This is a genomic window from Streptomyces venezuelae, assembly GCF_008642295.1.
In the GTDB taxonomy this organism is placed as follows: Bacteria; Actinomycetota; Actinomycetes; order Streptomycetales; family Streptomycetaceae; genus Streptomyces; species Streptomyces venezuelae_C.
This window is the reverse complement of the sequence record NZ_CP029190.1, coordinates 2,397,739-2,413,097: the sequence shown is the minus strand read 5'-3', so window position 1 is coordinate 2,413,097 and position 15,359 is coordinate 2,397,739. Positions and strand designations below refer to the sequence as shown.

The window sequence follows — 15,359 nt, the reverse complement described above, 5'->3', positions numbered from 1 at the left end:
GGCTTCGTGGGTACGGGGGGTGCCGGGGGTGCCGGGGGTCATCGGGCCTGCGGCCGGGACTGGGCCTGGGCCTGGATCGCGGTGATCGCCACCGTGGTGACGATGTCCTGGACCAGCGCGCCGCGCGAGAGGTCGTTGACCGGCTTGCGCAGACCCTGCAGGACCGGGCCGACCGCCACGGCGCCGGCCGAGCGCTGGACGGCCTTGTAGGTGTTGTTGCCGGTGTTCAGGTCCGGGAAGATCAGTACGGTCGCCCGCCCGGCCACCTCGGAGTCGGGCAGCTTGGTGGCGGCCACATCGGCGTCCACCGCCGCGTCGTACTGGATCGGGCCCTCGATCAGCAGTTCCGGGTGCCGCGCCCGGACGATCTCGGTGGCCTTGCGGACCTTGTCCACGTCCGCGCCGGAGCCGGAGGTGCCGGTGGAGTACGAGAGCATCGCGATCCGCGGCTCCACCCCGAACGCCGCCGCGGTGGCGGCGGACTGGACGGCGATGTCGGCGAGTTGTTCCGCATCGGGGTCCGGGTTGACCGCGCAGTCGCCGTAGACGAGCACCTTGTCGGCCAGGCACATGAAGAACACGGAGGACACGATCGCCGCGTCCGGCCTGGTTTTGATGATCTCGAAGGCCGGGCGGATGGTGGCGGCGGTGGAGTGCACCGAGCCGGAGACCATGCCGTCGGCCAGGCCCTCCTGCACCATCAGGGTGCCGAAGTAATTGACGTCGGTGACCACGTCGTTGGCCAGCTCGACGGTCATGCCCTTGTGGGCGCGGGCCTTGGCGTAGTACTCGGCGAATCGTTCCCGCAGCGGGGAGACCGCCGGGTCCACGATCTCCGCCCCGCTGATGTCGACACCGAGGTCGGCGGCCTTCTTCCGGACCGCCTGGGTGTCGCCGAGCAGGGTCAGATCACAGACCCCCCGCCGCAGGACCACGTCCGCGGCGCGCAGCACCCGCTCCTCGGTGCCCTCCGGCAGCACCACCCGGCGGCGCTCGGACCGGGCCTGCTCCAGCAGCTCGTGCTCGAACATCATCGGGGTGACCCGCTCGGAGCGGGCGACGGAGAGCAGGTCGCGCAGTTCACCGGTGGCCACATGGCGCTCGAACAGGCCGAGTGCGGTCTCCAGCTTGCGCGGCGTGGCCGAGTTCAACCGGCTCTGCAGCGAGAACAGTTCGGCGGCGGTGGGGAAACTGTTCCCGGCCACCGAGACCACCGGGGTGCCCGGCGCCAGCCGGGCGGCCATGGTCAGGATGTGCGGGGCCGGCCGCTCGTTCAGGGTCAGCAGCACACCGGCGATCGGCGGGGTGCCCGAGGTGTGCGCGGCCAGCGCACCGACCACCAGATCGGACCGGTCCCCGGGGGTGACCACCAGGCAGCCGGGGGTCAGGGCGTTCAGGAAGTTCGGCAGGTGGGCGCCGCCGAAGACGAAGTCCAGGGCGTCCCGGGCCAGGCCCGCCTCGTCGCCGAGCAGGACCTCGCCGCCGAGCTCCCGGGTGATCTGGGCGACGGTCGGCGCGGCGAGGGACTTGTCGTCCGGCAGGACGTAACAGGGCACCGGGAGGCGGGCGGCCAGCCGCTCGGCTATCGTCTCGCGGTCCTCGGCGGCCACCCGGTTCACCACCATGGCGACGACCTCGCAGCCCAGGCTCTCGTAGGCGCGGTAGGCATTGCGGGTCTCGGCGCGCACCGACTCGGCGGTCTGCCTGGTCCCCCCGACCACGGGGATCACGACCGCGCCCAGCTCGTTGGCGAGGCGCGCGTTGAGGGCCAGCTCGTCGGGGAGGCTGGTGGCGGCGTAGTCGGTGCCCAGGACCAGCATGACCTCGTACGCCCGGGCGGCCCGGTGGTAGCGGTCGACCAGCTGCGAGACCAGCTCGTCGGTCCCCTTCTCGGCCAGGATCGCGGAGGCCTCCTGGTACTCCATGCCGAAGGCGGTGGAGGGGTCCTGGTCGAGCCGGTACCGGGCCTTCAGTAGTTCGAACAGACGGTCGGGCCCGTCGTGCAGCAGGGGCCGGTAGACGCCGACCCGGCCGGTCTGGCGGGTCAGCAGCTCCATGATTCCGAGCTCGACGACCTGCCGGCCGTCCCCCCGGTCGATGCCGGTCACGTACACGCTGCGCGTCACGCGTGCTCTCCGTCCATTCTTGCGAACCGAAATTCCCCGTTAGGGTGGTCTTGACCTATTGACAATACCTCCGGCGATGGGTAAAGCGCTTGCCGGAAGAAAGTCCTTCGAGCGAGGGTCCAAAGGCCCTTCAGGAGGAGCATTACGGCACGCGCCTCCCCATCGGTGCGTGGAACAATCGGACAGGCTTCTCGAACACGGCCTTCACCAGTACGGCCGTACGCCCGCATGCGTACGGCGCGGTACGACCAGGAGCAGGAGACACAGCACGATGCGTATCGGAGTTCTCACCGCAGGCGGCGACTGCCCGGGCCTGAACGCCGTCATCCGGTCGGTTGTGCACCGTGCCCTGGTCGGGCACGGTGACGAAGTCATCGGCTTCGAGGACGGCTTCAAGGGGCTGCTCGACGGCCACTACCGCCCCCTCGACATCAACGCGGTCAGCGGCATCCTGGCCCGCGGCGGAACGATTCTGGGCTCGGCCCGCATGGAGCGCGCCAGGCTCAGCGAAGCCGCCGAGAACGCCCAGGAACTGGCCACCCGGTACAACCTCGACGCACTGATCCCGATCGGCGGCGAGGGCACCCTGACCGCCGCCCGGATGCTGTCCGACGCCGGCATGCCCGTGGTCGGCGTTCCCAAGACCATCGACAACGACATCTCCTCCACTGACCGCACCTTCGGCTTCGACACCGCCGTCATGGTGGCGACCGAGGCCATAGACCGGCTCAAGACCACCGCCGAGTCCCACCAGCGCGTGATGGTCGTCGAGGTCATGGGACGGCATGCCGGCTGGATCGCGCTCGAATCCGGCATGGCCGGCGGCGCGCACGGCATCTGCCTGCCCGAGCGCCCCTTCGAGGTGGACGATCTGGTCAAGATGGTCGAGGAGCGCTTCGCCCGCGGCAAGAAGTTCGCGGTCATCTGCGTGGCCGAGGGCGCACACCCGGCCGAGGGCTCGATGCCGTACGAGAAGGGCGCCATCGACCAGTACGGACACGAGCGCTTCGCCGGTATCGGCAACCGGCTCGCCGTCGAGCTGGAGCGGCGCCTGGGCAAGGAGGCCCGCCCGGTCATCCTCGGCCACGTCCAGCGCGGCGGGGTGCCCACCGCCTACGACCGGGTGCTCGCCACCCGCTTCGGCTGGCACGCCGTCGAGGCCGTGCACCGGGGCGACTTCGGCAATATGACGGCGCTGCGCGGCACCGACATCGTGATGGCCCCGCTGGCCTCCGCGGTCACCTCGCTCAAGACCGTCCCGGAGAACCGGATGTACGAGGCCGAGTCGGTCTTCTGACCCGGCCCGGCCGGGACCTTCGCCCCCATGTTCCGGCCGGACGGCCCGGGATGTGGGGGCGGCGGCCTTACACCCCCGCTAATCCGCTACTCCGTACTCCGGGCCAGCGACCAGAACCGGTCCACGATCTCCGCGAGGAACTCCCGGCCGGCGTCCCCGCTGCCGGCCTCGCCCACGCCACCGCCCCAGCTGAGGGTGGCCACCATCCTGGACTGGTAGTCCTGGTGCAGCCGTTCGAGCACCACCTCCAGGTGGTCCTTCGGTACCGGCAGCAGCTTGGACAGCGGCTTGAGATAGGCCTGCCAGCGGGTGGTCACCGCATTGCGGAGCACCTCGGCCAGCTCCTCCTGCCGGCCGGTCGCGGCCACGTACTGCGGCAGCGTCAGCCCGAGCACCGAGGCCAGGGCGGCGGACTGCCGCTCATTGCCCTTCCACCGGCCCGAGTCCTCCATCTTCTGGTAGGAGTTCGTCTCCAGCCCGATCCGCCGGGACAGTTCCTCGGGGGCGAGCCCGCGGGCCATGCGGTGCTCCCGCAAGGTCACCGGCTCGGCGAGCAGCTCTCCGGGGGAACACCACAGCACGCCGGCGAGCGCGGTCAGCTCGGCGGAGGAGGGCGGCACGTCGCCGGCCTCCCAGGCCATGACGGTTTCGGGCGCGACGAGCAGGCCGTACTGGGCGCGCAGCCCATAGGCGACGTGGCCGGGTGCCATCCCCAGGGCCACGCGCAGGCGGCGGGCGGCGGGGGCGTTGAAGGGTGGGCTCTGGTGCACGCGGCACAGGCTAGAAGTGGCCGGGGTTCGCCGACTACGGGCTGTTCGACCAAGCTCACAACTCGTAGGAATCTCCTACGGTGTCCGTTGCTTTGATCCGTTTTCCCCGTGACCGTCCGGTAATAGAGGAGTGCTCACGTTCCGGCCACCTTACGCGATACGTATCACGTGAGCTGCACCACACCCCCGCAACGGCTTGAACCGGACCCCCGGCGGATGCGTGATCCCTCCGGGGGCCCTCGCGAACGGGGGTGGCGAGGGCCCCCCTTCCGCAGGGGGCCCTCCCGCCCGTCAGGGACGCAGCCAGACCGTCGCCAGCGGCGGCACGGTGAGCCGCAGACTCGCCGCCCGCCCGTGTGCCGGCACCCGCTCGGGCAGCACCGGCGCACCCCCCGGCCCGCCGACGCGCACCCCGCTGCCCCCGTACCGCCGGTCGTCGGTGTTCAGCACCTCCCGCCAGGCCGGCACGTCCGCGGGCACGCCCACCCGGTAGCCGTGCCGGATCACCGGCGAGAAGTTGCACACCGCCAGCAGCGGAGTGCCGTCCGCCGCGTACCGCAGGAAGGCGAAGACGTTGTCCTCCGCCGCGTCCGCCTCCACCCAGGCGAACCCGTCCGGCATGGAGTCCCGCTCCCACAGCGCCGGAGTCCCCGCGTACTCCCGGTTCAGGTCCCCGACCAGGGTCCGCACCCCGTGGTGGTCGCCCGCCGCGGAGTACGAGGAGTCCAGCAGCCACCAGTCCGGCCCGTGCGCCTCCGACCACTCGGCCCCCTGCGCGAACTCCTGCCCCATGAACAGCAGCTGCTTGCCCGGATGCGCCCACATGTACCCCAGGTACGCCCGGTGGCAGGCCCGCTGCTGCCACCAGTCCCCGGGCATCTTCGACACCAGCGCCTGCTTGCCGTGCACCACCTCGTCGTGCGAGATCGGCAGCACGTAGTTCTCGCTGTACGCGTAGACCATCCCGAAGGTCATGTCGTGGTGGTGGTACTTGCGGTGCACCGGCTCCTTCGACATGTAGCGGAGGGTGTCGTGCATCCAGCCCATGTTCCACTTCAGCCCGAAGCCGAGGCCCCCGGTGTCCGTCGGCCGGGTCACCCCGTCCCAGGCGGTGGACTCCTCGGCGATGGTCACCACCCCCGGGCAGCGCCGGTACACGGTGGCGTTCATCTCCTGGAGGAACCGCACCGCGTCCCAGTTCTCCCGGCCGCCGTGCTCGTTCGGCACCCACTCGCCCTCGTTGCGCGAGTAGTCCAGGTAGAGCATCGAGGCCACCGCGTCCACCCGGATCCCGTCCACATGGAACTCCTGGCCCCAGTAGACGGCGTTCGCCACCAGGAAGTTGCGGACCTCCTTGCGGCCGTAGTCGAACTCCAGCGTGCCCCAGTCCGGGTGCGCGGACCGCCTCGGGTCCTGGTGCTCGTACAGCGGCCGGCCGTCGAACTCGGCCAGCGCCCAGGAGTCCCGCGGGAAGTGGGCCGGCACCCAGTCGACGATCACGCCGATGCCGGCCGCGTGCAGCGCGTCCACCAGGAAGCGGAAGTCGTCCGGGCTGCCCATCCGGGAGGTCGGCGCGTAGAACCCGGTCACCTGGTAGCCCCAGGAGCCCCCGAAGGGGTGCTCGGCCACCGGCATCAGCTCCACATGGGTGAAGCCGAGCTCCCGTACGTACCCGGGCAGCTGGGCCGCCAGCTGCCGGTAGGTCAGGCCCGGCCGCCAGGAGCCCAGGTGCACCTCGTACACCGAGAACGGCGCCTGGTGCGGCGGCCGTTCCCCGCGTCTGGCCATCCATTCCGCGTCCTGCCAGACGTACGAGCTCTCCGTCACCACCGAGGCGGTGGCCGGCGGGACCTCGGCCTGCCGGGCCATCGGGTCCGCCCGCAGCGTGTGACCGCCGTCGGGCCCGGCGATGTCGAACTTGTACAAGGCACCCGCTCCGACCCCGGGCAGGAACAGCTCCCAGACCCCGCTCGCCCCCAGCGAACGCATCGGATGGGCCACCGCGTTCCAGTACGAGAAGTCCCCGGTGACCCGCACCCCCTGGGCGTTCGGCGCCCACACCGTGAACCGGGTGCCGGCCACCCCCTGGTGCTCCATCGGCACGGCGCCCAGCGCGGTCCACAGTTCCTCGTGCCGGCCCTCGCCGATCAGGTGCAGGTCCAGCTCCCCGAGGGCGGGCAAAAACCGGTACGGGTCATGCACCTCGATCTCATCGCCCTCGTAGCCCACCAGCAGCCGGTAGTCCGGCACCTCGGTGAGCGGCAGCAGCCCGGAGAACAGCCCGTCCCCGTCGTCGTGCAGCTCGGCCCGCAGGCCCTTGGCGACGATGGTCACCGTCCTGGCGTGCGGGCGCAGTGCCCGGATCGCCACCCCCCCGCGCAGGGTGCGGGCACCCAGCACACCGTGCGGGTCGTGGTGCCGGCCCTCCAGGAGCCGGGCCCGCTCCGCCGCCGCGAGTGCGGGTGCGGGCCGTACCCCGTGCGCGGGCGCCCGGCGGGCGCGGGGCGTGCGGGGCTTCTTCCGTACGGGACTCTCCCGTACCGGGCTCTCCTCGAGGGCGGGCGGGGACGGCGGCGACGGCTGACGGGCGGCGCTCACGAGTGCGGCCTCCTAGGCGGCTGCGGGCGGGGGTGGGAGGAAGGTGCGGGCGCCCGCTTGGCGAGGGGGCGCTCACGGGCGGAGAGGCGGCGGATGGCCGCCATCGGGACGTGCAGCCAGTCCGGGCGGTGCCGGGACTCGTACCGGGCCTCGTAGACGGCCTTGTCGGTCTCGTACGCGCGGAGCAGCACCGGGTCCTCGCGGGGGTCGCGGCCGGTGGTCCGGGCGTACCCCTCGCAGAAGGCGGCCCGGCAGCCGTCGGACCAGTCCGGGGCGAACGGCTGGTGGGAGCGGGCGGCGTAGTCGAAGCTGCGCAGCATGCCGGCGATGTCGCGGACGGCCGGCTCGGGGCGGCGGCGCTCGGCCAGCGGCCGGGCGGGCTCGCCCTCGAAGTCGATCAGCGACCAGCTGCCGTCCGTGGTGCGCAGGGTCTGGCCCAGGTGCAGGTCCCCGTGGATGCGCTGGGCCGGCACGGCCAGCCCGCGGGAGGAGCCCAGGGCGTCGAAGGCCGCCTGCAGCCCCGCCTCGAAGGGGCGCAGGGCCGGCACCTCGCGGACCGTGGCGGCCAGCCGGGCGGTCATCCCGGCGGCCAGCCGGGCCGTCCGCTCCGGGTCCAGGGCCACCGTCGGCAGGGCTTCGGCGAGGGCGCTGTGCACCTCGGCGGTGGCCCGGCCCAGGGCGTGGGCCTCGGCGGTGAAGCCGTCGCCGGCGGCCAGCCGGCGCAGGGCCAGCTGCCAGCCGTCGTCGGAGCCCCGCAGATAGGGCTGGAGCACGCCCAGAGTGAGCGATTCGGCACCGGGCAGCTCCGCCTCGTACCAGGCGACCGGGGCCGGTACCCGGGCGCAGCCCGCGGCGGCCAGGGCCCGGGGCAGCTCCAGGTCCGGGTTGACCCCGGGACCGACTCGTCTGAACACCTTGAGGATGTACGAATCCCCGTAGATCAGCGAGGAGTTGGTCTGTTCCCCGGAGATCGGCCGGGGGGCCAGGGCGGCCGGGATCAGGGCCGTGCGGTCCCGGTCGAAGCGGAGCGGGCCGAGGGTGCCGGGGGCGCGCAGCCGTTCCAGCAGCAGCGAGGCGAGCCGGGGATCGCCCAGCCCCTCGTACACGAACTGGCCGGCGTACGGTCCCTCCTCCGCCCGCCCGATCAGCGCGGGGGCGAGGGCCGGCGGCAGGGCGGGGCGGACCCCGAGCAGCAGCTGGTAGCAGGAGGTGGCGCCGTCGGCCTCCACGTCCACGAGCAGGTGCAGCAGTCCGGGCACCACGCGGGGCGGCAGCAGGTCCGCCGCCGAGACGAGGTGGACCCGGCCGATCTCGCGCCCTTTGCCGGCGAACCAGCGCTGCCGGGGCAGCCAGGCGCGGAGCATGGGCTCCAGCGGGCCGAGCCGGTCGGCCGCGAGGCGGCCGTGGCCGCCCTGGCGTCGGCTCCGGGCGGATGCAGCCTCCGACATGGCATCGCGTCCTTTCCCCGGGCCGTCACAGAATGCGCAGAGTCTCCCGGATCGCGGCATTTGCTGTCCGGCGGTGGGTGAGTGTCGGGTCAGGATGGTCCGTCCTGGCGCGGCGATTGACCCATTCGCCGCCGACGGCCGTGCACTTGATGAGGTCGGGCGGCACGGGCGCGGGTGGGCGCCGGTACCGCCCGGCCGGGTCTACTCCCCGCGCAGGCGGAACCAGTAGAAACCGTGACCCGCCAGGGTCAGCAGGTACGGCCACTCGCCGATCGGCGGGAAGCGCACGTCACCCGTGAGCTCTACCGGGACCCGCCCGTTGAAGGACCGCAGGTCCAGCTCGGTCGGCTGCGCGAACCGGGAGAAATTGTGCACGCACAGCACGAGGTCGTCCCCGTACTCGCGCAGGAAGGCGAGCACCGCCGGGTTGGACGAGGGCAGTTCGGTGTACGAACCGAGGCCGAAGGCCGGGTTGGCCTTGCGGACCTCGATGAGCCGGCGGGTCCAGTGCAGCAGTGAGGAGGGCGAGGACATCGCGGCCTCGACATTGGTGACCTGGTACCCGTAGACCGGGTCCATGATGACCGGCAGATTGAGCCTGCCCGGATCGCAGGAGGAGAAACCGGCGTTGCGGTCCGGGGTCCACTGCATCGGGGTGCGGACGCCGTCCCGGTCGCCCAGCCAGATGTTGTCGCCCATGCCGATCTCGTCGCCGTAGTAGAGGATCGGCGATCCGGGCAGGGACAGCAGCAGGGCCGTGAACAGCTCGATCTGGTGCCGGTCGTTGTCGAGCAGCGGGGCGAGCCGGCGCCGGATGCCGATGTTGGCCCGCATCCGGGGGTCCTTGGCGTATTCGGCGTACATGTAGTCGCGCTCTTCGTCCGTGACCATTTCGAGGGTCAGCTCGTCGTGATTGCGGAGGAAGATGCCCCACTGACAGCGTGCCGGGATCTCCGGCGTCTTGGCGAGGATCTCGGAGACGGGGTACCGGCTCTCTCTTCGCACCGCCATGAAGATGCGCGGCATCACCGGGAAGTGGAACGCCATGTGGCATTCGTCCCCGCCCCTGGCGTAGTCCCCGAAGTAGTCGACCACGTCCTCGGGCCACTGGTTGGCCTCGGCGAGCAGCACCGTGTCGGGGTAGTGCGCGTCGATCTCCGCCCGGACCCGCTTGAGCAGTTCGTGGGTGCGGGGGAGGTTCTCGCAGTTGGTGCCCTCCTCCGCGTACAGGTACGGGACCGCGTCCAGCCGGAATCCGTCGATGCCGAGGTCCAGCCAGAACCGGAGGGCGGAGACGATCTCCTCGACCACCGCCGGGTTCTCGTAGTTGAGGTCCGGCTGGTGGGAGAAGAACCGGTGCCAGTAGTACTGCTTGCGGACCGGGTCGTACGTCCAGTTCGAGGTCTCGGTGTCGATGAAGATGATCCGGGCGTCCTGGTACTGCTTGTCGTTGTCGGCCCACATGTAGTAGTCGCCGTACGGCCCGTCCGGGTCGGTGCGGGACTGCTGGAACCACTCGTGCTGATCGCTCGTGTGGTTCATGACGAAGTCGATGATCACCCGCATGCCGCGCTGGTGGGCGGCGTCCACGAATTCGACGAAGTCGGCGAGGTCCCCGAACTCGGGCAGGACGGAGGTGTAGTCGGAGACGTCGTAGCCGCCGTCCCGCAGGGGTGAGGCGAAGAACGGCGGCAGCCAGAGGCAGTCGATGCCGAGCCACTGGAGGTAGTCCAGTTTGGCCGTGAGCCCCTTGAGGTCGCCCACCCCGTCCCCGTTGCTGTCGTGGAAGGAGCGGACGAGGACCTCGTAGAAGACCGCCCGCTTGAACCAGTCGGGGTCGCGGTCCTTGGCGGGGGTGTCCTCGAAGGTGTCGTGGACGGGATCGTTGATCATCATGTGGTGGGTGACCCTCCGGTGGGCGGGGACGGTCGCAGGACGGTCAGCACATGCGCAGGCGTTCGGCCCGGCTCCAGACGCACGTAGTTCGCCCTGCCCCAGTGGTAGGTCTCGCCGGTGAGCTCGTCGCGCACCGCGAGGGACCCGTGCCATTCGAGGCCGAGTACCGGCATGTCCAACGAGACCGTCGCCTCCTGGGTGTGGTGCGGATCAAGGTTGACGACCACCAGTACGGAATTGGCGCCGCAGTGCTTGGAATAGGCGATCACCCGGTCGTTGTCGGTCGAGTGGAAATGGATGTCGCGCAGCTGCTGGAGGGCCGGGTTGCGGCGGCGCAGCCGGTTCAGTGCGGTGATCAGCGGGGCGATGGTCCGCCCCTCCCGGTCGGCGGCTGCCCAGTCCCGTGGCTTGAACTGGTACTTCTCGGAGTCCAGGTACTCCTCGCTGCCCTCCCGGAGCGGGGTGTTCTCGCACAGTTCGTAGCCCGCGTACACCCCCCAGGTGGGTGACAGCGTGGCGGCCAGCACGGCGCGCACCTCGAAGGCGGGCCGGCCGCCGGTCTGCAGGTACTCGTGCAGGATGTCCGGCGTGTTCACGAAGAAGTTGGGCCGCATGACGGACGCGGTCTCACCCGAGAGCTCCTGGAGGTACTCGGTGAGCTCGTCCTTGGTGTTCCGCCAGGTGAAATAGGTGTACGACTGCTGGAAGCCGACGGCGGCCAGCGCCCGCATCATGGCGGGCCGGGTGAAGGCCTCGGCCAGGAAGATCACGTCGGGGTCGGTCTTCCCGATCTCCCCGAGCACCTTCTCCCAGAACACCACCGGCTTGGTGTGCGGATTGTCGACCCGGAAGATGCGGACCCCGTGGTCCATCCAGTGGCGCAGCACCCGCACGGTTTCGGCCACGATGCCGGCCATGTCGGTGTCGAAGTGCACGGGGTAGATGTCCTGGTACTTCTTCGGCGGGTTCTCGGCGTACGCGATGGTCCCGTCGGCCCGGTGCCGGAACCACTCCGGGTGCTTCTCCACCCACGGGTGGTCCGGGGAGCACTGGAGGGCGAAGTCGAGGGCCACCTCGATGCGCAGCTCGCGGGCCCGCCGGACGAAGTCGTCGAAGTCCTCGAGGGTGCCCAGATCGGGGTGCACCGCATCGTGCCCGCCCTCCGGCGACCCGATGGCCCACGGCACCCCCGGGTCCCAACCGTCCGCCGACAGCGAGTTGTTGGCCCCCTTGCGGAAGGTGGTCCCGATCGGGTGGATCGGCGGCAGGTAGACCACGTCGAAGCCCATCGCGGCGATCGCGGGCAGCCGCTCGGCGGCGGTCTTGAAGGTGCCGCTGACCGGGGGCTTCCCCTCCTCGACGACCGCGCCCTCCGAACGGGGGAACAGCTCGTACCAGGACCCGAACAGCGCGCGCTTCCGCTCGACCAGCAGGGGCACCGGCTTGGAGGCGGTCACCAGCTCCCGGTAGGGGCGGCGGGCGAAGGCCGCGTCCACCCGGGGGTCCAGGGCCGCCCGGAGCCGCCGGCCGGGATCGCCCTCCGCCCGCATCAGGTCGGCGGCGGCCAGCACCGCCTCCCGGCCGTCCTTCTTGGGAATCCGGGCGGCGGCCCGCTCGTACAGCTCGGCCCCCTCCAGGAGCATCAGCTCCGTGTCGATCCCGGCCGGAATCTTGATCTGCGCATGCGCCCGCCAGGTCGCGACCGGATCGCTCCACGCCTCGACGGCGTACGTCCACCTCCCCTCGGTGTCCGCGGACACCCGGGCCCCCCACCGGTCGGTGCCGGGGGCCAGTTCCGCCATCGGGACGGGCGTTCGCAGCCGCCCCTTGGGGTCCCGCAGCAGCAGATGGGCGGCCACCGCGTCGTGCCCTTCGCGGAAGACGGTGGCGGAGATCTCGAATACCTCGTCCACGACCGCCTTGGCGGCTCTGGCACCGCAGTCGACGGCAGGGCGGACGTCCAGCACGGGAATGCGACCGATCATGATGTGATCACCTGGGGGAGGTTCGCAGGGCTCGGTGACAACAGCTCCGCCGGCCCGGCCGGCGGCTCAGCAGGTTGTGCACGCTCTGTTCGCTCTGTTTCTAGCCGCTCCGTGGACGGCTGGGCTGCGGGCATGGCCGCTCCTGTCCGCGTTCACTCGGGTGGCGGGGAGAGGTGGAGTGCGGGTTTGCCGTGCGCGGTACCCGGGGAGCCCTTCCCACTCTCGGCCCGGACAACCGTCGCGGTTGGTTAACTACTCGTATGTAGCCGCACGCGCAAGGTGATCGGCGGGCTCGGCGTCCGCCGCGGCTTCGTCAAGTCGGGTCATCACCACGGCACTCGGAAGAGTTGGCCGTGAATCGGCCGATGTCGTCCACACGGTTATCGGCCAACGTGCCGTCGACGGCCGAGGCACCATGGCCGCGGGGGAGGGGCGGCGATAGCCTTCCCGGGGTGATGACCGGGTGCACAGCGTGGTGCGTCCGCTTCGATCCGTAAACGCCTGCGAAGGTGGAACGTGTGAAGGCTATCCGTCGATTCACCGTGCGCCCCGTCCTTCCGGAAGCCCTGCTTCCGCTCGCCTCGCTCGCGCGCAACCTGCGCTGGTCGTGGCATGCCGAGACCCGAGAACTCTTCCACAGCGTCGATCCCGAGGGCTGGCAGGACGCCGGCGGGGATCCCGTCCGACTTCTCGCGGCCGTTTCCGACCACCGTCTGCAAGAACTGACCCGGGACCGGAGGTTCCTGCGGCGGCTCGCCGCAGCCGCCGCCGAGCTCGACGACTACCTGAGCGGCGAGAGGTGGTACCAGTCGCAGCAGGCGCCCCGGGCCGCCGGGGAGCTCCCCGCCGCCGTCGCCTACTTCTCACCCGAATTCGGCATCACCGCCGCCCTCCCGCAGTACTCCGGCGGCCTCGGCATCCTCGCCGGGGACCACCTCAAGGCCGCCAGCGACCTCGGCGTCCCCCTCATCGGAGTCGGCCTGCTCTACCGGCACGGCTACTTCCGCCAGTCCCTCTCCCGGGAGGGCTGGCAGCAGGAGCACTACCCGGTGCTCGACCCGAACGAGCTGCCCGTCTCCCTCCTCCGCGACCACGACGGCGCCCCCGCCCGGATCTCGCTCACCCTCCCCGGCGGGCGGTCGCTGCACGCCCACATCTGGCAGGCCCGGGTCGGCCGGGTCCCGCTGCTGCTCCTCGACTCCGATGTCGAGGACAACGACGCCGGCGCCCGGGAGGTGACCGACCGGCTCTACGGCGGCGGCAGCGACCACCGGCTGCTCCAGGAAATGCTGCTCGGCATCGGCGGCGTCCGGGCCGTACGGACCTACTGCCGGATCACCGGCCACCCCGCACCCGAGGTGTTCCACACCAACGAGGGGCACGCCGGGTTCCTCGGACTCGAACGCATAAGGGAACTGGCCGGGGAACACGGCCTCGGGTTCGACGCCGCCGTCGAGGCGGTCCGCGCCGGAACCGTGTTCACCACCCACACCCCGGTGCCCGCCGGCATCGACCGGTTCGAACGCTCGCTCGTCGCACGGCACTTCGGCGAGGGCGGCGAACTGGACGGGGTACCCGTGGACCGGATCCTCGGGCTGGGCGCCGAGACCTACCCCGGCGGCGACCCCGGCGTGTTCAACATGGCCGTGATGGGACTTCGGCTCGCCCAGCGCGCCAACGGGGTCTCCACCCTGCACGGGGCCGTGTCCCGCGAGATGTTCGCGGGCCTGTGGCCCGGATTCGACCCCGCGGACGTGCCCATCACCTCCGTCACCAACGGCGTGCACGCCCCGACCTGGGTGGCGCCCGAGGTGATGCGGCTCGGGGCCCGGCAGATCGGGGCCGGCCGGACCGAGGACGCCCTGTCCGTCGGCGGGTCCCAGCGCTGGGACGCCGTCGCCGACATCCCCGACCAGGACATCTGGGAACTCCGCCGGGCGCTGCGCGAACAGCTCGTCCAGGAGGTGCGCGACCGGCTGCGGGCCTCCTGGCGGCAGCGCGGCGCCGGAGCCGCCGAGCTCGGCTGGGTGGACTCGGTGCTCGACCCCGACGTGCTCACCATCGGCTTCGCGCGCAGGGTGCCCTCGTACAAGCGGCTCACCCTGATGCTCCGCGACCCCGAGCGGCTGCGCAGGCTGTTGCTCGACCCCGAACGACCGGTGCAGATCGTGGTGGCCGGCAAGGCGCATCCCGCCGACGACGGCGGCAAGCGCCTCGTCCAGGAACTGGTGCGGTTCGCCGACGACCCGCAGGTCCGGCACCGGATCGTGTTCCTGCCCGACTACGGCATGGCCATGGCGCAGAAGCTCTACCCGGGCTGCGACGTCTGGCTCAACAACCCGCTGCGGCCCCTGGAGGCCTGCGGCACCAGCGGGATGAAGGCCGCGCTCAACGGCTGCCTCAACCTGTCCGTACTGGACGGCTGGTGGGACGAATGGTTCGAGCCGGACTTCGGCTGGGCCATTCCCACCGCCGACGACGGCACCGACGAGGAGCGGCGCGACGACCTGGAGGCGGTGGCCCTCTACGAGCTGATCGAGCGCCGGGTGGCACCCCGCTTCTACGACCGGTCGGGCCCCGGCCAGCTGCCCTCGCGGTGGATCGAGATGGTCCGGCGGACCCTGGTCTCGCTCGGCCCCAAGGTGCTCGCCGGGCGGATGGTCCGGGAGTACGTCGAACGGCTCTACGCACCCGCCGCGCTGGCCCACCGGGCCCTCACCGCGGAGGCCGCCCGGGACCTCGCCGCCTGGAAGAGCCGGGTGCGCGAGGTGTGGCCGCGGGTGTCCGTCGGCCATGTGGAGGCGCTCGCCACCACTCCGGTCAACGGCACCGCCGAACTGGGCGCCACGCTCACCCTGCGGGTACAGGCGGACCTCGCCACCCTGAGCCCCGAGGAGGTGGAGGTCCAGGCCGTCGCCGGACGGGTGGACGCCCACGACGTGATCGCGGACGCCCGCACCTTCCCGCTGAAGCCGGCCGCCGGCCCGGACCTGGAGGGCCGCTGGCTGTACGAGGGGCCGCTCGCCCTGGACCGCACCGGGCCCTTCGGCTACACCGTGCGCATCCTGCCCGCCCACCCGCTGCTGGCGACCCCGGCCGAACTGGGGCTGCTCGCCGCCCCGTCCGAGGCGGCCGGCGCGGCGGAGGGAGGCGTGCTCCCGCTGCGCTGAACCGGACGGCAGCGAAGGCCCGGGGGCGGCGGTGCCCGCACCGCCCGCCCCCGAGGCCGTCGATAGCGG

At 71.5% G+C, this 15,359-nt stretch carries 8 protein-coding genes; 2 read left to right on the top strand and 6 right to left on the bottom strand.

The window, feature by feature from the left end:
• Window positions 1–38 precede the first annotated feature (38 nt).
• The gene (gene pta / locus DEJ50_RS10425; protein ID WP_150207278.1) at window positions 39–2,126 is read right to left on the bottom strand and encodes a phosphate acetyltransferase; all 2,088 of its coding nucleotides are present in this window, start codon (window positions 2,124–2,126) and stop codon (window positions 39–41) included.
• A 271-nt stretch (window positions 2,127–2,397) separates the two neighbouring features.
• Between pta and DEJ50_RS10420 the strand changes: the two genes are divergently transcribed.
• Complete coding sequence (locus tag DEJ50_RS10420; protein ID WP_150207277.1) at window positions 2,398–3,423, top strand: ATP-dependent 6-phosphofructokinase; 1,026 nt, start codon at window positions 2,398–2,400, stop codon at window positions 3,421–3,423.
• Between the two features lie 86 nt (window positions 3,424–3,509).
• On the opposite strand, the gene DEJ50_RS10415 is transcribed toward DEJ50_RS10420, so the two are convergent.
• The 5 genes from DEJ50_RS10415 to DEJ50_RS10395 all read right to left on the bottom strand — a co-directional run bounded on the left by DEJ50_RS10415 (window position 3,510) and on the right by DEJ50_RS10395 (window position 12,120).
• Window positions 3,510–4,133 (bottom strand): helix-turn-helix domain-containing protein, encoded by a 624-nt coding sequence (locus DEJ50_RS10415; protein ID WP_411757677.1) that lies wholly within the window; start codon window positions 4,131–4,133, stop codon window positions 3,510–3,512.
• A gap of 351 nt (window positions 4,134–4,484) precedes the next feature.
• Window positions 4,485–6,791, bottom strand: coding sequence for a 1,4-alpha-glucan branching enzyme (gene glgB / locus DEJ50_RS10410; RefSeq protein ID WP_150207275.1), 2,307 nt, complete (start codon window positions 6,789–6,791; stop codon window positions 4,485–4,487).
• Window positions 6,788–8,239 carry a maltokinase N-terminal cap-like domain-containing protein gene (locus tag DEJ50_RS10405; protein WP_411757593.1) on the bottom strand — a complete coding sequence of 484 codons (1,452 nt, stop codon included), beginning with the start codon at window positions 8,237–8,239 and terminating at the stop codon, window positions 6,788–6,790. Before DEJ50_RS10405 ends, glgB begins: the two co-directional genes overlap by 4 nt.
• A gap of 201 nt (window positions 8,240–8,440) precedes the next feature.
• On the bottom strand, window positions 8,441–10,135 hold the full coding sequence (treS, locus tag DEJ50_RS10400; RefSeq protein WP_150207274.1) for a maltose alpha-D-glucosyltransferase: 1,695 nt from the start codon (window positions 10,133–10,135) through the stop codon (window positions 8,441–8,443).
• Complete coding sequence (locus DEJ50_RS10395; RefSeq protein ID WP_150207273.1) at window positions 10,132–12,120, bottom strand: alpha-1,4-glucan--maltose-1-phosphate maltosyltransferase; 1,989 nt, start codon at window positions 12,118–12,120, stop codon at window positions 10,132–10,134. The genes treS and DEJ50_RS10395 overlap by 4 nt, the downstream gene beginning before the upstream one ends.
• Window positions 12,121–12,638: 518 nt before the next feature.
• On the opposite strand from DEJ50_RS10395, the gene glgP reads away from it, so the two are divergent.
• Window positions 12,639–15,290 (top strand): alpha-glucan family phosphorylase, encoded by a 2,652-nt coding sequence (gene glgP, locus DEJ50_RS10390; protein WP_150207272.1) that lies wholly within the window; start codon window positions 12,639–12,641, stop codon window positions 15,288–15,290.
• Window positions 15,291–15,359: the final 69 nt, after the last annotated feature.